At 68.5% G+C, this 20,408-nt stretch carries 18 protein-coding genes and 1 pseudogene; 8 read left to right on the top strand and 11 right to left on the bottom strand.

Annotated elements, in window-relative coordinates:
* Window positions 1–83 precede the first annotated feature (83 nt).
* A complete protein-coding gene (locus AC5Y4Q_RS02190) occupies window positions 84–1,337 on the top strand; it encodes a cytochrome P450 (protein ID WP_499957773.1) in 1,254 nt (417 codons plus the stop codon).
* Here AC5Y4Q_RS02190 and mftG read toward each other — a convergent pair.
* From mftG to mftA, 7 genes are all read right to left on the bottom strand, one after another.
* On the bottom strand, window positions 1,334–2,764 hold the full coding sequence (gene mftG / locus AC5Y4Q_RS02185) for a mycofactocin dehydrogenase MftG (protein ID WP_499957771.1): 1,431 nt from the start codon (window positions 2,762–2,764) through the stop codon (window positions 1,334–1,336). The two genes, AC5Y4Q_RS02190 and mftG, sit on opposite strands and share 4 nt — an antisense overlap.
* A gap of 6 nt (window positions 2,765–2,770) precedes the next feature.
* A complete protein-coding gene (gene mftF, locus AC5Y4Q_RS02180; RefSeq protein ID WP_499957770.1) occupies window positions 2,771–4,198 on the bottom strand; it encodes a mycofactocin biosynthesis glycosyltransferase MftF in 1,428 nt (475 codons plus the stop codon).
* Window positions 4,195–4,926: a mycofactocin biosynthesis peptidyl-dipeptidase MftE gene (gene mftE / locus AC5Y4Q_RS02175; RefSeq protein ID WP_064920817.1), complete on the bottom strand. Its 732-nt coding sequence runs from the start codon at window positions 4,924–4,926 to the stop codon at window positions 4,195–4,197. Before mftE ends, mftF begins: the two co-directional genes overlap by 4 nt.
* Window positions 4,927–5,143: 217 nt before the next feature.
* Window positions 5,144–6,337: a pre-mycofactocin synthase MftD gene (gene mftD, locus AC5Y4Q_RS02170; protein ID WP_499957769.1), complete on the bottom strand. Its 1,194-nt coding sequence runs from the start codon at window positions 6,335–6,337 to the stop codon at window positions 5,144–5,146.
* A gap of 3 nt (window positions 6,338–6,340) precedes the next feature.
* Window positions 6,341–7,528, bottom strand: a complete 1,188-nt coding sequence (gene mftC, locus AC5Y4Q_RS02165) for a mycofactocin radical SAM maturase (protein WP_499957767.1) — start codon at window positions 7,526–7,528, stop codon at window positions 6,341–6,343.
* A complete protein-coding gene (gene mftB, locus AC5Y4Q_RS02160) occupies window positions 7,525–7,842 on the bottom strand; it encodes a mycofactocin biosynthesis chaperone MftB (protein WP_109535602.1) in 318 nt (105 codons plus the stop codon). The genes mftC and mftB overlap by 4 nt, the downstream gene beginning before the upstream one ends.
* Window positions 7,843–7,844: 2 nt before the next feature.
* On the bottom strand, window positions 7,845–7,943 hold the full coding sequence (gene mftA, locus AC5Y4Q_RS02155; RefSeq protein ID WP_064920814.1) for a mycofactocin precursor MftA: 99 nt from the start codon (window positions 7,941–7,943) through the stop codon (window positions 7,845–7,847).
* Between the two features lie 131 nt (window positions 7,944–8,074).
* Here mftA and mftR point away from each other — a divergent pair, with 131 nt between their 5' ends.
* Window positions 8,075–8,653: a mycofactocin system transcriptional regulator MftR gene (mftR, locus tag AC5Y4Q_RS02150; protein ID WP_207515928.1), complete on the top strand. Its 579-nt coding sequence runs from the start codon at window positions 8,075–8,077 to the stop codon at window positions 8,651–8,653.
* An 87-nt stretch (window positions 8,654–8,740) separates the two neighbouring features.
* Here mftR and AC5Y4Q_RS02145 read toward each other — a convergent pair whose 3' ends face one another.
* The gene (locus AC5Y4Q_RS02145; RefSeq protein ID WP_234786395.1) at window positions 8,741–9,793 is read right to left on the bottom strand and encodes a TIGR03857 family LLM class F420-dependent oxidoreductase; all 1,053 of its coding nucleotides are present in this window, start codon (window positions 9,791–9,793) and stop codon (window positions 8,741–8,743) included.
* Window positions 9,794–9,950: 157 nt separating this feature from the next.
* Between AC5Y4Q_RS02145 and AC5Y4Q_RS02140 the strand changes: the two genes are divergently transcribed.
* The 3 genes and pseudogenes from AC5Y4Q_RS02140 (at window position 9,951) to AC5Y4Q_RS02130 (ending at window position 12,965) form a co-directional block, all read left to right on the top strand.
* Complete coding sequence (locus AC5Y4Q_RS02140) at window positions 9,951–10,961, top strand: aromatic ring-hydroxylating oxygenase subunit alpha (RefSeq protein ID WP_064920811.1); 1,011 nt, start codon at window positions 9,951–9,953, stop codon at window positions 10,959–10,961.
* Window positions 10,962–11,009: 48 nt separating this feature from the next.
* Window positions 11,010–11,328 (top strand): annotated as a pseudogene (locus AC5Y4Q_RS02135) (isochorismatase family protein); the annotation flags it as partial.
* Window positions 11,316–12,965 carry an acyl-CoA synthetase gene (locus AC5Y4Q_RS02130; RefSeq protein ID WP_064920810.1) on the top strand — a complete coding sequence of 550 codons (1,650 nt, stop codon included), beginning with the start codon at window positions 11,316–11,318 and terminating at the stop codon, window positions 12,963–12,965. The pseudogene AC5Y4Q_RS02135 and the gene AC5Y4Q_RS02130, both read left to right, overlap by 13 nt.
* Here AC5Y4Q_RS02130 and AC5Y4Q_RS02125 read toward each other — a convergent pair.
* Together AC5Y4Q_RS02125 and AC5Y4Q_RS02120 are read right to left on the bottom strand one after the other, a co-directional pair.
* The gene (locus tag AC5Y4Q_RS02125; protein WP_064920843.1) at window positions 12,962–14,392 is read right to left on the bottom strand and encodes an aldehyde dehydrogenase family protein; all 1,431 of its coding nucleotides are present in this window, start codon (window positions 14,390–14,392) and stop codon (window positions 12,962–12,964) included. The two genes, AC5Y4Q_RS02130 and AC5Y4Q_RS02125, sit on opposite strands and share 4 nt — an antisense overlap.
* A 14-nt stretch (window positions 14,393–14,406) precedes the next feature.
* Window positions 14,407–15,216, bottom strand: a complete 810-nt coding sequence (locus AC5Y4Q_RS02120) for an NAD(P)-dependent oxidoreductase (protein WP_064920809.1) — start codon at window positions 15,214–15,216, stop codon at window positions 14,407–14,409.
* Window positions 15,217–15,364: 148 nt separating this feature from the next.
* Between AC5Y4Q_RS02120 and AC5Y4Q_RS02115 the strand changes: the two genes are divergently transcribed.
* From AC5Y4Q_RS02115 to AC5Y4Q_RS02105, 3 genes are all read left to right on the top strand, one after another.
* Window positions 15,365–16,258, top strand: coding sequence for an SDR family oxidoreductase (locus AC5Y4Q_RS02115; protein ID WP_234786394.1), 894 nt, complete (start codon window positions 15,365–15,367; stop codon window positions 16,256–16,258).
* Window positions 16,170–17,450 (top strand): cytochrome P450, encoded by a 1,281-nt coding sequence (locus tag AC5Y4Q_RS02110; protein ID WP_499957763.1) that lies wholly within the window; start codon window positions 16,170–16,172, stop codon window positions 17,448–17,450. The genes AC5Y4Q_RS02115 and AC5Y4Q_RS02110 overlap by 89 nt, the downstream gene beginning before the upstream one ends.
* Before the next feature lie 75 nt (window positions 17,451–17,525).
* Complete coding sequence (locus AC5Y4Q_RS02105; RefSeq protein WP_064922615.1) at window positions 17,526–18,734, top strand: cytochrome P450; 1,209 nt, start codon at window positions 17,526–17,528, stop codon at window positions 18,732–18,734.
* An 88-nt stretch (window positions 18,735–18,822) separates the two neighbouring features.
* Here AC5Y4Q_RS02105 and AC5Y4Q_RS02100 read toward each other — a convergent pair whose 3' ends face one another.
* On the bottom strand, window positions 18,823–20,379 hold the full coding sequence (locus tag AC5Y4Q_RS02100) for an aldehyde dehydrogenase family protein (protein WP_065019432.1): 1,557 nt from the start codon (window positions 20,377–20,379) through the stop codon (window positions 18,823–18,825).
* Window positions 20,380–20,408: the final 29 nt, after the last annotated feature.

The following is a 20,408-nucleotide window of genomic DNA, read 5'->3' as shown; positions in this document are numbered from 1 at the left end:
GCGCCGCCACGACGGGCGACTATCCCCGACACTGAATAAAAGCTGACACGTGTCAAGAATCCTGCGGGGCGAGGAGTCGACCTTTGAGCACACCGATCATCGACGAGGCCGCCCGGGTGTTCGCCGATCCGACCGCGTACGCCGACGAGCCGCGGCTGCACGCGGCCCTGACCCATCTGCGGGCCAATGCACCGGTGTCGTTGGTGGATCACCCGCCCTACCGGCCGTTCTGGGCGATCACCCGGCACGCCGACATCATGGCGATCGAGCAGGACAACGCGCTGTGGGTCAACGAGCCGCGGCCGGTGCTGGCCCCCGCCGCGGCCGACGATCTACAGCGCTCCCTGCTGGAGTCGGGAATGGGTCTGCGCACGCTGATCCATATGGACGATCCGCATCACCACAAGATGCGCTCCATCATCTCGGACTGGTTTCGCCCCAAGGCGATGCGGGCGATGAAGACCCGGGTCGGCGAACTCGCCAAGCGTTACGTCGACGAGATGCTGCGGATCGGTCCGGAGTGCGACTTCGTCGCCGACATCGCGCTGAATTATCCGCTCTACGTGATCATGTCGCTGTTGGGTCTGCCGGAATCCGATTTCCCCCGGATGCTGAAACTCACCCAGGAACTGTTCGGCGGCGACGACGACGAATACCGGCGCGGCATCACGCCCGAGGAACAGCTGCCGGTGCTGCTGGACTTCTTCGCATACTTCGCGGAGTTGACCGCCGCCCGGCGCGCACACCCCACCGACGACCTCGCGTCCACCATCGCCAACGCGACCATCGACGGCGCACCGCTGTCAGATATCGACACCGCCTCCTACTACGTCATCATCGCCACTGCCGGCCACGACACCACCAGCGCGGCGATCAGCGGCGGGATGCGGGCGCTCATTGAACACCCTGATCAGCGTGAGCGGCTGCGCGCCGACCCGAACCTGATGCCGACCGCGGTCGAAGAGATCATCCGGTGGGTCACCCCGGTCAAGGAGTTCATGCGCACCGCCACCGCCGACACGGAAGTGCGCGGCGTGCCGATCGCCCAGGGGGAATCGGTCTACCTGTCCTATGTTTCGGCCAATCACGACGAGGACGTGTTCGACGACCCGTTCAGCTTCGACGTGGGCCGCGACCCGAACAAGCATCTGTCGTTCGGCCACGGGGTGCACTTCTGCGTGGCCTCCGCCCTGGCCCGGATGGAGATCGACAGCTTCTTCCGCGAACTCATCCCCCGGCTGGACGCCATCGAAATGGCCGGTGCGCCGCAACTGATTTCGACGACATTCGTCGGCGGCGTCAAGCACCTCCCGGTACGTTACCGGCTACGGGGCTAACCGCGCACGAACTCCACCGCCCGATGCGCCAGCATCGCGATCGTCGCGTGCGGTCCGCGGCTCGGGATCCGCGGCAGCGCCGAGCCGTCGATCACCCACAGTCCCTCGATGCCGCGCACTCGGCATTGGGCGTCGAGCACCGCGGTTTCGTCGTTGTCCGCGCCCATCGGCGCACTACTGCACAAGTGTTGTGACGTCGACCAACGCGGCGCGGCGGCGTCGGCGCTGCCCCTGAGCAGCTCGGCAACCAGGGCGACTCCCCGTCGCAAGGCCGCCAGGTCGTCGGGTTCGGTGTCGTAGCGCTGTTCGATGCGGGGCGACACCCGCGGATCACTGGAGACCAATGTCAACCGACCGCGCGCCAGCGGCGCCATCAATGCCACCCCGATCTCCGGCGGACTGGCCGGCCCGCCTTCGTCGATCATCGCAGCGAAAGCTGCGGTATAGGGCCTGATTTCGAGGTTTCCGTCGCACAGCACCGCCTCGAGCACCGGGCGGCCCGGAGTGCCCGGCCAGTCGGCCGTGACCAGCCACTCCGGGTGGTCCACACAGTTCTCGCCCACCGGTAGCACCGCCCGCACCGCGATGCCCGCGTGCCGCAGCATCGCCTCGTGACCGAGCCCGGACAGCATCAGCAGATGCGCTGACTCGATCGCCCCGGCGCACAACACAATCCGCTCTGCCTCCAGCAGGATCGGCCCGGATGGGCCGACCGCGTACACCGCCCGGGCACGGTTCCGTTCGATCTGCACCCCGAGGGCGCGGGTCTCGGTGAGCACCGTCAGGTTCGGCCGAGCCAGGGCGGGCAGCAGACAAGCCGCGCCCGGGCCGGTGCGTACACCGTCGACGATGTTGAGCGGCACCGCTCCCACCCCGGACAGCGATGCCGTCGCCGCATCGTTGAGGTCGGAAATCCAGCCGAACCCGCACCGCTGCGCGTTGTCAACGAACTGCCTTGTGCCATCGCTCATTTCACGAGTGCGTTGCACAGGGATGGGCCCGTTGGCGCCGTGCTGGTCGCCACCGAAGTCAAGGTCGGTCTCGATGGCCCGGAAGGACTCCAGCACGTCGGGCCACGACCAGCCCGCCGGCCAGGCGCCGAAGTCGGCCGGTATCCCCCGGCAGAAGTAACCACCGTTGACGGCGCCGGAACCACCGATGGTCGCGCCGCGCACGATGGTCGCCGGCGGGCCGGCCTGACCGGTCAGCGCCGCCTCATAGCGCCGCACCAGTCGGCTGCCGGGGCCGATCGGCAGGCGCCCCCCGTTGCTCGTCTGCATCGCCAGTGTCGGATCGGCGAGGCCGACGCCCGCTTCCAGTACCGTCACGGTGCAGGCCGGATCCGACGACAGCCGTTCTGCCACAATTGCTCCCGCGCTGCCCGCCCCGACCACCAGGGCATCGCTGTGCACCACCGAAGCCGTCAACGCGACCTAGCTGCGGATCTGCGGCTTGAGTGCGGCCAGGTTGCGCTCCCGCAGCACGCCGCCCCATAGCCCGGCCCCGTAGGCCAGGTCGTCGATCCGCTTGAGCAGCAGGTAGGCCGGCAGCCCGAGCGGCCGGGCCTGGTCGCTCCCGGAGTCGTCGTCGCTGCGCGCGTGCCGTAGCCAGTCCACTATTCCGTCGCTGATCGCCGCCAACAGCACCACCCGGCGGCAGCGCTGCGACAGGCACGCGGCCAGCAACGCGATCGGCCAGTAGTGCCGGCACAGCGCCGAGGCGATCTGCAGCCCGGCGGCGGCCAGACCACGCAGCGTCACCGCGAGCACATCAGCGGGTGCGGTATCCGGGCCCCGCATGGACCGGGCGACCCGGTGGCCGGTCAGCGCCGTGATCGCCAAGGACACCAGGTATCCCAGGGCCGAGCCGAGCGCCATCAGCGCCCAGCCCGCCAACGCCCACCCGGAGATCACCATCGGTGCGGTCTTGTCCGGGTGGCGCGCCGATAGCGGTGCGGCTGATCCGCCGTAAAAAGCTTTGCGCGCCACCCAATCCCGCAGTGCGATCCGGTGGTCGTGGGCAACCAGCGCGATCGGCTCGTAGCGCAACCGGTTACCGGCATCGACCAGCCGCCAGCACAGGTCGACATCCTCACCGGAGCGCAGCGCCTCGTCGAAGCCGCCCAGTTCACGCAGCGCCGAACAGCGGCAGATGATCGCCGCGCTCGGGACATAGGCGACCTTGCCGTAGGGGACCACGGGCGCTTCGCAATCACCGAGGTCCAGTGAGGAACGAATGGCCTCGTACCGCGCGACCAGGTGGTCGTGCGCGACCATACCGACGATGCGTGGCGCGACCAGCGCAACGGTGGGGTCGCAGAAGTGGCCCAACAGGGCTTCGAGCCAACCACGGCGGGGCACCACATCGGAGTCCAGGAACGCCACGAAGTCCGTCGTGCAGGCGGCCAGTCCGGTGTTACGTGCGGCCGCCGGTCCCCGGCTCTCCGGGTGGCGCAGCACCTCGACGTCGCAGCAGTGCGCCGCGGCCAGATCCTCCGGTCGGACCGGCACCTGCGACCCGTCGTCCACCACCACGACCCGCAGGCCGCGCAGCGATGCAACCAACCGATTGAGCCCGACAACGTTGTCCCGCACCGGAATTACGACGGTGACGTCGCGGTGTGACGGGCCTCCTGCCGGGCGCGGGTGAGCAACTGTGGCATCCAGCAGAGTGCGGGCCAGCTGGGCGCTGACAGCGTCGCGGACTTCCAGGCGGCCACCGGAGAGCATCCCCTGGGCGGCCGGCGCCAGCCGCAGCAACCGGGTGGGTGAACCGCCCAACAGCGTCGAACCACTGCCCAGCACCCGCACCTTCCGGTCGACCTGTACGGCGAAACCGTCAGGCAGGCGGGCCGGGGTCATCGCAGCATCCCATCCGGCCCGGGCGTCCAGGCCTGGATCGCCGCGAGGCCGCGCTCGACCATCTCCGCGAAGAGACGGCGTCCCTCCTCGGCGGTGGCGGTGGTCGGGTCGCCGAGCACTCCGACCGCGCTCACCGCAGCGACACCGCCGCTGCGCATCGCGGGAAGCAACTGCGCCAAGGGGGCGCTGTTACCCGGCCGCGCCTGGCTCAGTCTCACCTCATCGGGCGAAAGATACAGCAGCAGAGAAGTTTCGGTGTGTCCGGCGTGGGCGTCGGCCTCCGCGGCGGCGCACGGCACCCAGGCGACGTCACGCGCCTCGAAGCGCAGCCGGCCAACCGCCTCGGCCAGTGCCTGCATGTTGCCACCGTGGCCGTTGACGAAGAGCACCCGCTGCGCCCAGCAGCAGGCCGACCGGCCGTATTCCACCAGCAACCGGCTCAGCGCGTCGGTGCCGATCGAGACGGTTCCGGCGAAGCTCTGGTGCTCCCCGCTGGCGCCGTAGGCCACCGCCGGCGCCACCGGCCAGCCCGGCCCCGAGGATCCGGCCAACCGCTCCGAGACCGCCCGGGCGAGCGCCTGCGCGATCCGGGTGTCGGTGTCCAGCGGTAGGTGCGGTCCGTGCTGCTCGGTCGAACCGACCGGTACCAGTAGCGTCACCGGGTGCCCCGGCAGCTGGCTCTGGAGCTGGCTCGAAGTCGAGCTACCCAGGTCGCCGCGCACCGCCATCGGACGATGGTAAGCGAATTCATCTGCCGTACACCAGTTGTTGACGAGGACAGCAGAGAAATTTCCGGGCGCCCGTTCCTCGAGTCGGTCCCGGATTATCACGCGCGTCCCGTCCGCCCCGGGCGTATCAGGGCCCGGCCCCCTGAGTTCGCAGGTGGACGGCCCGACCGGGCTGGCGGCGGTGCCGGTGCGGCGGAGCCGGCCGCCACCAGTTGACTCAGCGGCCCCCGTCGGAGGGCACACCGAGCGCCCGGGTGAAGCCGGCCGGAACCAGCACGTCGGCTTCCGACAGGTCGTGCACGGAGGCCCGACCGAGGCCCATCAGGGCCGAGTCGATGCCGCCGCGGAGGATGTCGAGGACGTTCTCCACGCCGGGTTGCCCGGCCGCGGCCAGACCCCACAGGTAGGCACGACCGATCATCACCGCCCGAGCGCCCAGCGCCAGCGCCTTGACGACATCGCTGCCCCGCCGGATGCCGCCGTCCAACAGCACCTCGATCTGATCGCCCACCGCCTCGGCGACGGCCGGCAGGGCCCGGATCGCGGCCGGCGTGCCGTCCAGGTTGTTGCCACCGTGGTTCGACACCGAGATCGCCGAAACCCCGGCATCGACAGCCTTTTTCGCGTCGTCGACGCGCATGACACCCTTGAGCATGAACGGCCCGCCCCAGAGCTCCCGCAGCCAGGCGATGTCCTCCCAGGTCGGCGGCGGGGTACCCATCCACTCGCCGTAGGCCTGGAAGAACGGGGGCCCGGGTTCACCACGCCGGCCCTGGTTGGGCACCCGCAGGCTGGGCGGTCGCATGGTCTTGGCCCACTGCAGGAACCACCGCGGCCGGGTCAGCGCCTCGGGCATCATCGTGACCATGGTCTTGAGGTCCATCCGCTCGGGGATCTTCGGGCTGCCCCAGTCCCTGCCGTGCGAGAAAGACCAGTCGGTGGTGGCGATGAGGCCGACCGCGCCGGCGGCCCGGGCGCGCTCGACGCGCTCGGCGATCGCGTCGCGGCCGCCCAGCCAGTAGATCTGGAAGAACGTCTTGGGGTTGGCCGCGATCACTTCTTCCATCGGCTTACTGGCGAACGAAGACAATCCCATCGCGGTACCGCGCGCGGCAGCCGCCCGCGCGACCGCTACCTCGCCGTCCGGGTCGATGGCCTGCACCCCCGTCGGCGAGATCATCACCGGGAAGGAAAGCTGCTGGCCCATAACGGTGGTCGACAGGTCACGTTTCTCGCATGCGCCGACGACGTGCGGGGCGAAACCCAGCTCGCTGAACGCCTCGACGTTGTCCGAGACGGTGAGGCCCTTCTCGCTGGCCGAGATCAGCGACGAATATGCGGATTTCGGGAGGCGTTTGCGCGCCCGTTCCTGGGCGATCGCGACGGTTTCGAACCAGATATCACGCGCCATGGGTCAGATCGGGCTTTCATCGCAGAGCCGCTTGGGCGGCTTGGCAGGGGTGACCAGGGTCAGCGACCGCGGCGCGCTGCTGCGCTTTCCGCGGGAGTGGTCACTGCTCGGTCGGGGCTTGTGCCGCTCGCCGGCCAGTGCCTGCTCGCCGAACCCGCGGACGCACTCCGGGTCGGGGCCGTCCATCGGCAGCCCGGTGAAGAACTTGGCGGCCATGCAGCCGCCCCGGCAGGTGTCATACAGCGGGCAGCTGGCACAGGCGCCGCCGGCCTTGGGGCTGCGCAGGTCGTTGAACAGCTTCGAGTGCTTCCAGACCTGAGCGAATCCGCCGTCACGCAAGACGTTTCCGGCCAAGAACTCGTCATGGATGGCGAACGGGCAGGCGTAGACGTCGCCGACCGGGTCGATCAGGCAGACCACCCGCCCGGCGCCGCACATGTTCAGCCCGGCCAGCGCACCGGATTCGCCCAGCGGCGCCAGGTGGAAGAACGAGTCCCCGGTCAGCACCCCCTCACCCTTGGCGACCAGCCAGTCATACAGCTGGCGCTGTTGGTCGGCGGTGGGGTGCAGGTCGTCCCAGACGTCCACGCCGCGACCGGACGGACGCAGCCGGGTGATCCGCAGCGTGGCGCCGTATCGCGCTGCCAGCGCGGCGAAGTCGTCGAGCTGGTCGATGTTGTGGCGGGTCGCCACGACGGAGATCTTGGTGTCGGCGAACCCGGCCGCGGCCAGGTTCTCCAGCGCACGGATCGCCATGTCGAAGGAGCCCTTGCCGCGGATCGGGTCGTTGACCTCGGCGGTGGCGCCGTCCAGGGAGATCTGGACGTCGACGTAGTCGCTGGCCGCCAGCTTGGCCGCCACCTCCGGGGTGATCCGCAGGCCGTTGGTGGAGAACTTCACCCCGACGTGGTGGGCGGTGGCGTAGTCCACCAGTTCCCAGAAGTCGTCTCGCACAGTGGGTTCGCCGCCGCCGATGTTGACGTAGAACACCTGCATGCGTTCCAGCTCGTCGATGATGTCCTTGCACTGCTGCGTGGACAGCTCCCGCGGGTCACGCCGGCCCGACGCGGACAGGCAGTGCACGCAGGCCAGGTTGCAGGCGTAGGTCAGCTCCCAGGTCAGGCAGATCGGTGCGTCCAGACCATGCTCGAAGTGCTCGACCAGGCTGGGGGCTGCGGCGGGGGCGGTCACGGGGTCTCCTTCGGGTCCGCGGCGATCAGGATGTCGGACGCCGCCAGGACGCCCAGGGCACGCAGATAGGCCGGCTCGGCGGCGGCGTCGATGCCCGCGGCGCGGCACGCCGACCGCGCGTCGGGGTGCTCGACCAACGAGTTGACCAACGTGACCATGGTGAGGTTCTTCAGGAACGACAGTTTGCGCGTCCCGAAGTGATACAGCAGCGCGCCGAAAGTCTCGGGCCGCACCGACACCTGCGGATGCAGGCGCCAGCGCAGGTCCGGGTTGAACGTGTCGGTGACGCGCGCCGCCCCGGCGGCGACGGTCACGGTCAGTAGACCCCGCACATCCCGTCGATGGACACCTCTTCGACCAGGCTCTCGACGACGAGGTCGGTCTGGGTGTTGGCTTCGGTCTGCTGGTTGTCCATCGGTCCGGGCCTTTCTTCGCGGTTTGGTCGACAGCACACTGTCGGATCGGTCACAATCCCGGTCAGGATATGGCATCGAGTGCCGATATGGAAGATGGGGCGGGAGAAAAGTGGCCGGGACCGAATCGCAGGTGCAGGCGAGGGTCGGCCGTCGCCGCTCGACCACCCGCGAGAACATCACCGACGTAGCCATCGACCTGTTCGCCACCCGGGGATTCGCCGAGGTCAGCGTCGACGACGTCGCACACGCCGCCGGCATCGCCCGCCGCACCCTGTTTCGGTACTACGCCTCGAAGAACGCCATCCCCTGGGGGGATTTCGACGCGCATCTGCACCAGCTACGCGAGCTGCTGGACGGTATCGATCCCGAGGCGCCACTCGGTGACGCGCTGCGCGCGGCCCTGTTGGCGTTCAACACCTTCGACGAGGGTGAGACGGCCCGGCATCGCCGGCGCATGCGCGTGATCCTGCAAACCGATGAGCTGCAGGCCTACTCGATGACGATGTACGCCGGGTGGCGCAGCGTCATCGCCGACTTCGTGGCGCGCCGAGACGGTGTGGCCCCGACCGATCTGCGCCCGCAGACGGTGGCGTGGATGATGCTCGGGGTTGCGCTCAGTGCCTACGAGCACTGGCTGCGCGACCCGTCCCTGGCGCTGCCGCAGGCCCTCGGTGACGCGTTCGACGCCATCCGCGGCGGGCTGGACTGACGCCGCCCAGCCCCGCCCCATCCCACCCCGCGCCGAGCGTGAAGCCAACTTCACAGTCGCCGCCCGAGCGTGAAGCTGACTTCACGTTCAGCGGTCGGTGATCTCGCGATAGGCGGTGACGACCGGCTCCAATTCGTCGGGGGTGGCGCCGTGCAGGATCACCGCGTCGGCGCCATAGCCGAACTCGGCCCGGATGCGTTCCGCGCAGCGGCGGGCCGGCCCGGTCGCAGACGGTTCCAGCCATTCGTCGGGGATCAACGTCGCGATGTGCTCGATCTGCTCGGCGGTGGCCTTGTGATCGATGCCGCCGGGAATCGAGGTCACCACCGGGTCGGCCCGGAAACGCTGCAATACCGCGGGATCCCAGTTGTTGGTGCGGACTAGCAGATCGCCGTAGCCCTGCAGGTAGGTGGCCAGCCGCGCCACGGTCTTCTTCAGCCGCAGCTGTTCGGGCAGATGATCGCCGACGGTGGCGAAACACGACCACACCCGCACCGCGTCCGGGTCGCGGCCGGCCCGCTCGGCGGCATTCTTCACCGTTGTGACGCTGCGCTGCAGCGTTTCCGGCGTGAAGAAGGTGTGCAGGATGACGTCGTCGAACAGCCGGCCGCCCAGCGCGAGCGTGTTGGGGCCGAACGCCACCAGGGCCAGCCGGATGTCCTCGTCGAAGTCGGGGTCCAGGGCCAGCACCGGGTAACTGCCCATCGGACCGTCGTGGTTGACGATCACCTCGCCGCGCCACAACCGCCGCATCACCTGCGCCCAGTCGGCCAGCTGCGCCGTCGTCACCGCGGGGATACCGAACGCGGCGTACACCGGCGCTATCCCCCGCCCGATGCCCAAGGTGAATCGCCCGCCGGACAGCCGGTGCAGGGTGGTCGCCCAGGACGCGGTGATCAGCGGATGGCGGGTGTTGTGATTGGTTGCCGCGGTGGCGATCTGCATCCGCTCGGTGACCGCACAGGCCGCACCGGCCAGCGATGAGGCCTCCTTGACGTTCCAGCGCTCGGAGATGAACGCGGTACCGAAGCCGAGCTGCTCCCCCCGGCGGGCTTCGTCCATCAGCGTGGCCGGGCCCTCACCGCCGGCCCCGGCCAGCAGGTAGTAGCCCAGCTCGGCGAGCACCCGTTGGTTCGTCACCTGACCACCTCTTTGAGGAATCGCTCGGTTTCGGCCTGGGCCTGCCGGGACAGAATATGTCCGGCGTAGGTCTTCGGCACCCCGGGTGCGTTCAGCTCTTTCTCTACTGAATGCCCTACGGTACGGTATTCAGTTAGCTCACGTGGGAGGAAACGCGATGAAGGTCCCGTTCACCTGGAAAGTCACCGGCTGGTTCATGATCGGCTGGTCCCCGGAGTTCGAGGTCGGTGCGACCCGCGCCCTGCACTACTTCGGTGAGGACCTGGTCGCCTACCGGGGTGAGTCGGGTGAGCTGCACGTGATGGAGGCGCACTGCAAACACCTCGGCGCCCACCTTGGCCACGGCGGCAAGGTGGTCGAGGAGCGGGTCGAGTGCCCGTTCCACGCGTGGCAGTGGGGGCCCGACGGCTGCAACAAGTTCATCCCGTACCAGCCGGACCGGCCGAACAAGGCGCTGCGCCTGCGCGTTTATCCCGTGATGGAGCAGCACGGCTGCGTGTTCCTCTGGCACCATCCCGATGGGCTTGAGCCCCAGTGGGAGATGCCGGACATCTTCGCCAAGTTCCCCCAGTTCACCGCCGGCCCGAAGGACTATTACCGGGCCTATCCGGAGTTCTCCCGGCGCCTGGAAGGCGAACCGGTGCATCCGCAGATCGTCGCCGAAAACGCCGCTGACAGCGCGCATTTCCAGTACGTGCACCACGCCACCGTGACACCACGGGTGCTGGACTGGAAGATGGCCGACCGGGAATGGCACTTCGTCGCCGGCTTTCCGGACGTGAACAGCGATGACCCCGAGGCGATGGCACTGCGCTTCCACTCGCACCTGTTCGGGCTCGGCGGGGCGATCAGCATCTTCGAAGGCGTGCAGCAGCACCGGCTGATCTTCACCTGCACACCGGTCGACGAGGGCCGCTCGGACCTGTTCTATTCGATCTGGTGGCCGCGCATCCCCGGCGACGACTCCGAGACGGCACCGGATGAGATCCGCGAACGCGTCGAGAAGCAGTTTCTGACCACGGTGGAAGACGACCTGGGCATCTGGCGCTACCAGCGCTACATCGAACATCCGGCGCTGGCCAAGACCGACGCGAAACCGTTTATGACACTGCGGAAATGGGCGAGGCAGTTCTACGACGTACCGGCGGACGAAACCGTCCTCGCGTGATGCTGGGCGAGCTGGGCCGGCGCGCCGTGAACATCGCTGCGGGCAGCCCCGGGTGCCCCCCTGCTGCCGGAATCCGGGCCGGAACCGACGGATCTGGTGCTCAGCCGCGGCCACGGAGTGGGACCGATGGGCGGAACCGAGCTGGACGCGGCGCTGCGCAACCTCGGGGTGTCGACCGTTGTCGTGGAACATCACCATCCCGAACCTGGTGATGGACGCGGTCAACGCCTCCTACGGGGTGGCTCTGCCCCGCGATGCGGTGGCCGGTGTGCCGGCCGAGTACGGGGCTGCGATGATCGAGAACACCCTGTCTCTGCTGGCGACGATCACCACCACCGAGGAGCTGATGCGCACGTGGCGCCGCTGACCCCCTTCACCGTTCCGTCCGTCATCGATGCGGTGGCCGCCGCGATTCCCGACCGCGACCTGGTCATCCAGGGCGATCGCCGCTACACCTACGCCCAGATCGCTGAGCGGTCCAACCGCCTGGCGTCCTACCTGCATGCGCAGGGGCTGGGCTGTCACACGCCGCGATCGGAGCTGGCCGCACACGAGACCGGCCAGGACCTGCTCGGGATCTACGCCTACAACGGCAACGAGTTCATCGAGACCCTGCTGGGCAGTTTCGCCGCCAGGGTGGCCCCGTTCAACGTCAACTACCGCTACGTCCGCAATGAATTGGCTTACCTGCTGGCCGATTCCGGCGCCACCGCACTGGTGTATCACGCCGCGTTCGCCCCGACCCTGGCCGAGGTGCTCCCCGACCTACCGCAACTGCGGGTGCTGATCCAGATCGCCGACGACTCCGGCAACGCCCTGCTCGACGGTGCAGTGGACTACGAGACGGTGCTGGCGGAGAGCTCGCCGCAGCCGCCACCGGTGCAGCCGGACCCCGATGACCTCTATGTGCTCTACACCGGCGGCACCACCGGCATGCCCAAGGGCGTGCTGTGGCGTCAGCACGACATCTTCATGGGCTCCTTCGGCGGCCGCAACCTGATGACCGCCGAAGAGGTCAGCTGCATCGACGACATCGTGGGGCCGGCCCGGGAGAACCCGGGCGTCAAGCTGATGATCCTGCCGCCGCTGATCCACGGCGCCGCGCAGTGGGCGGTGATGACGGCGATCAACACCGGCCAAACCCTGGTCTTCCCTTCGGTAGTCGACCATTTCGACGCCGACGACGTGGTGCGTGCCATCGAGCGGGAGAAGGTGCTGTCGGTGACCGTGGTCGGCGACGCGATGGCCCGGCCGCTGCTCGATGCGATCCGCAAGGGCACCGCCGACGTGTCGTCGCTGATGGTGGTGGCCAACGGCGGCGCGTTGCTGACCCCGTACGTCAAGCAGCAGATCGTCGAAACGCTGCCCGGCGCCATGGTCATCGACGGGGTTGGCTCGTCGGAGACCGGCGCCCAGATGCGGCACATGTCGACCTCGGGTGCGGTGTCCACCGGTACCTTCGCCGGCGGGCCGGATACCTGCGTGGTGGCCGAAGATCTCGGGGCGGTGCTAGAGCCCGGGCACGACGGTCTTGGGTGGCTCGGTCAGCGCGGCTATGTGCCGTTGGGCTACAAGGGCGATGCCGCCAAGACCGCGGCGACGTTCCCGGTGATCGGCGGGATGCGCTTCGCGGTGCCCGGCGACCGGGCCCGGCATTTGGAAGACGGATCGATCGAGTTGTTGGGCCGCGATTCGGTGACGATCAACTCCGGTGGGGAGAAGATCTTCGCCGAGGAGGTCGAAACCGCGATCGCCTCACATCCGGCCGTGGTCGACGTGGTGGTCGCCGGCCGGCCCAGCGAACGGTGGGGCCAGGAGGTGGTGGCGGTGGTCGCCCTCGCCGACGGCGCGACCGCCACCGCCGCCGAACTCATCGACCACGCCGCCGGATCGCTGGCGCGCTACAAGCTGCCCAAGGCGATCGTCTTCCGGCCGGCGATCGTGCGCAGCCCGGCTGGCAAAGCCGACTACCGCTGGGCGCGGGAGCAGGCCGAGCAGGGTTAGCCGCGCTTCGCCAGGCGCCGATGCGCCCGGTTGCGCGCCCGGCGCAACATCGTGTCGGCATACCACCGCATCCCGGGCTTGAACGGCGGCGCGGCGCTTCCGGTGAGGCTGAACGGCAGATCCGAGCCGACCACCGTGCGGTAGTGGCTGAACGCGTCGAAACCGGCCTTGCCGTGGTAGGCGCCCATGCCGCTGCGCCCCACCCCACCGAACGGGGCAGCCGAGGGGATCATCTGTGCGGCGAAGTCGTTGCGCGCCACGCCGCCACTTCGGGTGCGCCGCACAAAGTCCCGGAACGACGGGCCGTCCGGCCCGAACCAGTACGCCACCAGCGGCGCGGGACGCGCGTTGATCTCATCGATCGCCTCGTCGAGACTGCGGTAGCCCTGCACCATCAGCACCGGACCGAAGATCTCCTCCTCGGTGATCCGCATGCTCGCGTCGACGTCGCGCACGATCGTCGGGGCGATCTTGCGCGAGGCTCGATCCGGCAGCACCTCACCATCGGGGGCGACGGCCTCCACGGTGGCGCCGCGTGAGCGGGCGTCCTCGATCAGGCCCAGCACCCGGTCGAAGTTGGCTTCGTTGACGGATGAGCAGTAGTCGCCGTTGGCCGTGATGGTCGGGAACATCTCCCGCAGCGTCGCACGGGCGACGTCGATGAACGAGTCGATCTCGCGTTCGGGCACCAGCACGTAGTCCGGGCACACGCAGACCTGTCCGCCGTTGACCATCCGGGCCGCCGCGATCCGTCTCGCCGATCGCGTGATGTCGGCGCCGGGGGCGACCACGACGGGGTTCTTCCCGCCCAGCTCCAACGTCACCGGGACCAGGTTCGCGGCTGCGGCGCGCTGCACCAGCGTGCCCACTGACGGCGACCCGGTGAAGAACAGGTGGTCGAAGGGCAGTCCCGCGAACGCCGCGGCCACGTCCGCGCCGCCGGTGACGACGGCCAGATCGTCGTCGCTGAAATAGTTCGGGGCGGTCTGCTGCATCAATTCGGCGGTGTGCGCGGTGATCTCGGACATCTTGATCATCACCCGGTTGCCGGCCGCGAACGCCGCGGACGCGGGCAGCACCACCAGTTGCAGCGGGAAGTTCCACGGCCCGATGATCCCGACCACACCGAGCGGACTCGGCTGCACCTCGGCCCGCAGCCCCACCAGGCGCGCCGCGCGCATCAGCTTGCCGGTCCGCATCCATTGCTGCACATGCGATCTGGTGTGCTCGATCACCGGGATCATGCCGACCAGCTCGGTTGCCAGCGACGCCGACCGGGACCGGGTGCCGAAATCAGCGGCCATCGCCTCGACGAAGGCGTCGGTGTTGTCGAGCACCATGGCCAACAACCGGTCGATGCGATTGCGCCGCACCGCCGCGTTGGGCGGGCCGTCGGCGACGAACGACTGCCGTTGTCTCTCCAGCACGTTCAGCAGGTCGGTCACGACAGGTCCAGTGGTCCGGTCTCGGCCACCGTGCGAAGCTGCCCCAACTCGACGCCACGGTCGGCGGCCGCCTCGATGCAGGCCGCGACGTCCTTGCGCATAAAGGGCGCAACGACCTGGGCGAAGCTCTCCACTCCCCCGGCCGACTGCACGTACCCCGCGGCCCGGCTGCCGCCGCTGCAGTGCTCCAGCGCCGAGAACAGACTGGTTTCGGGCACTTCGAGGTTCTTCGCCAGTTCGACGGCGGCCGCGACGAGTTGCGCGTTGGCGGCGAACAGCACGTTGTTGATGAGCTTGAGGTTGAGCGCGGTGCCCAGGCCTCCGGTGGTGATCACCGGATCGGCGTAGGCGGCCAGCACCGGCTGTGCGCGAGCCACCGCATCGTCCGGGCCGCCGAGCAGAACGGTTAGCTTGCCGGCGGCGATGTCGTGGGCACCGCCGCTGACCGGCGCATCCACCAGCACCGGCCCGTCCGGGAATTCCGCCATCAGTTTGATCAGCGTGCTCACCGTTCCGGTGGTGTGCGAGACCACGACCGTGTCGGGGCCGGCATTGGCCAGCAACCCGTCGGCACCGGCGGCGACCTCGAGCAGTTGGGCATCGGAGAACAGGCAGCTGATCACGACGCCGGCATCGCGAGCGACGGCGGCGACCGACTCCACCGGCACCGCGCCGGCGGCAGCCAGCCGCTCGCGCACCTCCGGACGGCGCGCATAGACCTGCACGGAAAAGCCGGCACCGACCAGGCGGAGCACCATCGGCTCGCCCATCTTGCCGGCTCCGACGAACCCGATGGTCTCGGCCATTCTCGGCTCCTGTTCGCATCTTTCGCCGCCCGGGCGGATGTTTGCGGGGCAGTTCGGTAGGGCCAACCGTAGCATTGTTCACCGGCGCCGAATTCGTTACAGTCGTGCTTACTGTCGGCTTTTCGAGTACACCAGAAGGCTAGCGAGGATGACCAACCCGCGGCGCAAGGTGGTGGTCGTCGGCGCCGGCTCTGGCATCGGCGCTGCGGCAGCCACGCACTTCCACGAGCGTGGTGATTTCGTGCTGGCCGTCGACGTGCGCCCCTCGTCGACGCCGGCCTCGCAGCATGACTGTTGCGACCTGCGCGATCCGGCCGCCATCGCCGCGTTCACCGGCCGGGTCGGCGACGGCTGGGACCTGCTGGCCCATGTCGCCGGCGTACCGGGAACAGCACCGGTCGCCGACGTGCTCACGGTCAACTATCTGGGCATGCGCCTGATGACCGAGGCCATGCTGCCCCGGCTACGTCCCGGCGGTGCGGTGGTGGCGGTCGCCTCGACAGCGGCCTTGGGCTGGGAGCAGCGCATCGAGGTGCTCAACGGGCTGCTCGATGCCACCGATGCCGAATCGGTGTTGCGCTGGCAAGCCGGCCAGGACCCGGGGTTCCCGGTGTACACCTCCTCCAAGCAGGCGGTGATCCTCTACGCCAAGCGGCTGGCCGCGACGGCGCGTGCGAAGTACGGCGTGCGGATCAACACCGTCAGCCCCGGCCCGGTCGAGACCCCGATCCTGCCCGACTTCGAGCAGTCGATGGGCAAGGAAACCCTCGACACCGTGCGCGCCACGGTCGGCCGGCACGCCGTCGTCGACGACATCGTGCCGCTGATCGACTTCCTCGGCTCGCCCGACGCCGGGTGGGTCACCGGCCAGGACATTCTCGTCGACGGCGGGTTCATCACCTCGATCACCGCCGGCGCCCCCATCACCGTCTCCAGACCTTCGAGAGGACACCATGACCGTGAGTTCATCCGCCAGCACACCGACGTCTCCGTATCCCCACCACCGACTCGATATCTCGGATCCGGCCTTTTGGAGCAATGACTTTCGCACCCGCGACGAGACGTTCGCGGCGCTGCGCGGCGAGCCGGGCCTGACCTGGCACCGGCCTATGCCGGCCGTCTTCCCGCATCAGGAGACCGGATACTGGGCGGCGACCCGCCACGCCGACATCAAGTTCATCAGCCAGCACGAAGAGCTGTTCTGCTCCCGCGACGGGGTCAGCGTCGATCCGATGCCGGCCGAGATCCAGCGCAATATGACGTTCTTCCTGGCGATGGACCCGCCCGATCACACCCGGTATCGCAAGCTGATCAGCTCGGGGTTCACCCCCCGACAGGTGCGCCGGATCGAGGAGCAGATCAAGTCCAATGCCCGCAGCATCGTCGACGACCTACTGGCGCAACTGCGTACCGGCGACCCGATCGACTTCGTCGCAGCATGTTCCGGGCAGCTGCCGATGCGCACCATCTCCGACATGATCGGCATCGATGCCGCCGATCAGGAGAAGGTCGCCTACGCCGCCGAATGTTTGTTCAGCGGTAGTGATGACGAGTACGCCTCGCTGGAGGAGCGGGCCGTGCACGTCATGACGCAGCTGGGGGTGCTGGCCGGCTCCGGCATCGAGCTGGCGCAGCGCCGCCGCGCCGAGCCGCGCGACGATCTGATGACCGAGTTGGTCAATGCCGAAGTCGACGGCCATCGCCTGACCGACGAGGAGCTGGGCTCGTTCATGGTGCTGCTCGGTTCGGCCGGCAACGACACCACCAAGCAGGCCACCACGCACGCGTTCAAGGCCCTCGTCGATCACCCCGAGCAGCGCGCGTGGCTGCTGGCCGACTTCGACAATCGGATCGACGCCGCGGTCGAGGAGTTCGTGCGGTGGGCGACACCGGTGATCGCTTTCGCGCGCCACGCGGTGGTCGACACCGAGGTGGCCGGGACCGCGATCAAGGCCGGCGAGAAGGTCGCGTTGTTCTACTGCTCGGCCAACCGCGACGAGACGGTGTTCGACCGTCCGCATGAATTCGACATCACCCGCGCCACCAATCCGCACCTGGGGTTCGGTGGCGGTGGAGCGCACTACTGCCTGGGCACGCACGTCGCCCGGATGGAGCTGCGGCACTTGTTCTACGAGCTGCTCACCCGGCTGCCGGAGGTCACGCTCGGCGAACCGGAGTACCTGCACAGCACGTTTGTGCACGGCATCAAGCGAATGCCGATCAGCCTCGCCTGACGCTGGCGCGATGCCCGCCCGATCATTTACTGTAATGCTTACAGTAAATTGCCCGAGCCAGACGGGAGACCAGCCGTGGAGAGCCAGGTCGACGACATCGCCGCCGCACTCGACAAGCCGGCCGGCTACCTCACGAACCCCTACCCCTACTTCGAGAGCAAACGCGCCCAAGCAGGGATCTTCCCCGGCACGGTCATGGACTACTCCAAGACCCCGGCGTCACTGCGGCCCGAGACGCAGTTCGCCGCCGTCTCTTTCGATGCCGTGAACCAGGTGTTCCGGGAAGCGGATTCGTTCAACTCGCACATCTACGACGTCACGATCGGGCTGTTCCTCGGGCCGACCATCCTGGCGATGGAGGGCGAGCCGCACCGCAAGCATCGCAATCTGGTGTCCTCGGCCTTCAAACGGAAGTCGTTGGTGCACTGGGAACCCGACGTGGTGCGGCCGATCTGCAACAGGCTGATCGACGAGTTCATCGAGGCGGGTTCTGCCGACCTGGTGGCCGGTTTCACCTTCGAGTTCCCCACCCGGGTCATCTCGAGACTGCTGGGGCTGCCCGAAGAGGATCTGCCGTGGTTCCGTCAACGGGCGATCGAGCTGATCAGCTACACCGTCAACTACCAGCGCGCGTTCTCCGCGTCGGCGGCATTGAAGGACTACTTCCTGGCGCAGATGGACAAGCGCAAGTCCCATCCGACCGAGGACATCATCGGTGACCTGGTCACCGCGGAGGTCGACGGCGAGAAGCTCAGCGACGAGGCGATCTACTCGTTCCTTCGCCTGCTGCTGCCGGCCGGACTGGAGACCACCTACCGCGCCACCAGCAACCTGCTCTACCTGCTACTGACGCACCCCGAACAGTTCGCCGCGCTGCAGGCCGACCACGACCTGATCAGCCCCGCGATCGAGGAGGGTCTGCGCTACGAGACACCACTGACCACCGTGCAGCGCACCGCGATCCGCGACACCGAGGTCGCCGGCGTCGCCATTCCGGCCGGCGCCGTCGTCGACGTCTGCATCGGATCGGCCAACCGCGACGAGGCCCGGTGGGAACGCGCGGAAGAGTTCGACATCTTCCGCAAGTGGATTCCGCACATCACGTTCGCCGCCGGCGAGCACACCTGCATGGGCCTGCATCTGGCTCGGATGGAGATGCGGGTGGCGATGGAGTGCCTGCTCGAGCGGCTCGGCGAGATCACGCTGGTGACCGACGACAATCCGCACATCTACGGTCAGCCGTTCCGCTCCCCGCGCTCGCTGCCGGTGACGTTCACGGCCTAACGCCCGCCGATTGTGCGGTTTCGTACGCGACTCACCGATGAGGGCGTACCAAACCGCACAGTCGATGACCGAACCGCGGAGGTTGCCTCTACGCCCCCCGCGGTTTCCGATAACCGATGGTCTTGGTCTCCAGGTACTGCGAGAACCCCTCGATCCCGCACTGCCGGCCCCAGCCGCTGTTCTTGTAGCCCCCGAACGGTGCATCGGCGCCGTAGTACATGCCGCCGTTGACGCCGATCGCCCCGGTGCGCACCCTGCGGGCCACGGCCATGGCCCGCTCGGCGGACGCCGAGACCACCGCGCCGGCCAGCCCGAAGGGGCTGTCGTTGGCGATGCGCACCGCCTCGTCGTCGTCGCCGAACGGCAGGATCACCAGCACCGGCCCGAACACCTCCTGTTGGGCGATGGCCGCGCGGTTGTCGACGCCGACGATCACCGTCGGTTGCACGTAGTGCCCGCCGCGCAGGTCCTGCGGCAGGTCGACGTATTCGCCACCACCGGTGGTGATCTCCGCCCCGTCAAGCCGGGCCTGCGCGATCACGTCGAGTACCCGCTGCTTCTGCTGCGCGCTGATCAGCGGGCCCACCAGGGTCTGCGGCAGCGCGGGGTCGCCCACCGGCACCGCCGCGAACGCCGCGGTCACCGCCTTGACCACCTCGTCGAACATGCAGGTGTGCACCAGCATCCGGGTGGTGGCAGCACAGGCCTGCCCGGCGTGCACGCACACCCCGACCGCGCCGGGGATGACCTTGGCCGGGTCGGCATCGTCAAGCACGATCAGCGCCGACTTGCCGCCCAGCTCAAGGAAAGTCCGCTTCATGGTGTCGGCGCTGCGCCGGGCCAGCAGCTTGCCGACGGCGGTCGAGCCGGTGAACGAGATCATGTCGACCCGCGGGTCGGTGCCCAACAGGCCGGCGACCTGATTGGATCCGGTGGGCACCACGTTGATCACCCCGGCGGGGATGTCGGTGTGCTCGGCGACGAGCCGCCCCAACCGGGTGGCGTTCCACGGCGTATGCGGGTCGGGCTTGAGCACAACGGTGTTACCGGCCGCCAGCGCCGGCCCCAGCTTGTTCAGGATCACCTCGACCGGGAAATTGGACGGGGTGATCGCCGCCACCACCCCGACCGGCTCCTTGACGACGGTGCGCACGTTGCGATCGCCGAACAGTCCGCCACCCTCGATCACCCGCTCCCACTCGAACTCGTCGATCAGCCGCTGCGGGTACCGCAGTGCGTCGGCCAGCGGCCAGTCCAGCTGTGCCAGTTGGGTAGTCATCACCGGGCAGCCCACTTCGGCGATCAGCTCGGTGCGTAGCTCTTCCTTCTCGGCCTCCAGCGCCGACTGCAACTGCCGCAGGCAGTGTTTGCGCAGTTCGCGGTTGGTGGACCAGTCGGTGTCGTCGAAGGCGCGCCGGGCCGCGCCGATCGCCCAGCCCATGTCGATGTCATCGGCGGACGCGGTGGTTCCCAGCACCCGCCCGGTGGCGGGGCTGACATTGTCGAACTCCGCACCGGAGGCCGCTGCCACCAGCTTGCCGTCGATGAGCATGCGCGGCTCCGCCGTCGCAGCGGCCCGTTCGCCGATCTCAACACTGGTCGCCTCGACGTCGTCGGCGTCTTTAGGATGCCCAACGGTAACCATTACAGTAGAATACTCCAATGGGTCGGATG

The sequence above is a fragment of the Mycobacterium sp. NGS16 genome (assembly GCF_059813225.1).
Note: the sequence above shows the minus strand (reverse complement) of the source record. Positions and strands in the feature narration are given on the sequence as shown.

Excerpts from the sequence above, each read along its gene's own strand:
- mftF (WP_499957770.1), bottom strand. The coding sequence starts at position 4,198 with ATGACCCCGGCCCGCCTGCCTGACGGTTTCGCCGTACAGGTCGACCGG.
- mftE (WP_064920817.1), bottom strand. The coding sequence starts at position 4,926 with ATGGCGGTGCGCGGCGACCTGGGTAGCTCGACTTCGAGCCAGCTCCAG.
- mftD (WP_499957769.1), bottom strand. The coding sequence starts at position 6,337 with ATGGCGCGTGATATCTGGTTCGAAACCGTCGCGATCGCCCAGGAACGG.
- mftA (WP_064920814.1), bottom strand. The coding sequence starts at position 7,943 with ATGGACAACCAGCAGACCGAAGCCAACACCCAGACCGACCTCGTCGTC.
- AC5Y4Q_RS02140 (WP_064920811.1), top strand. The coding sequence starts at position 9,951 with ATGAAGGTCCCGTTCACCTGGAAAGTCACCGGCTGGTTCATGATCGGC.
- AC5Y4Q_RS02120 (WP_064920809.1), bottom strand. The coding sequence starts at position 15,216 with ATGGCCGAGACCATCGGGTTCGTCGGAGCCGGCAAGATGGGCGAGCCG.
- AC5Y4Q_RS02115 (WP_234786394.1), top strand. The coding sequence starts at position 15,365 with ATGACCAACCCGCGGCGCAAGGTGGTGGTCGTCGGCGCCGGCTCTGGC.
- AC5Y4Q_RS02110 (WP_499957763.1), top strand. The coding sequence starts at position 16,170 with ATGACCGTGAGTTCATCCGCCAGCACACCGACGTCTCCGTATCCCCAC.
- AC5Y4Q_RS02100 (WP_065019432.1), bottom strand. The coding sequence starts at position 20,379 with ATGGTTACCGTTGGGCATCCTAAAGACGCCGACGACGTCGAGGCGACC.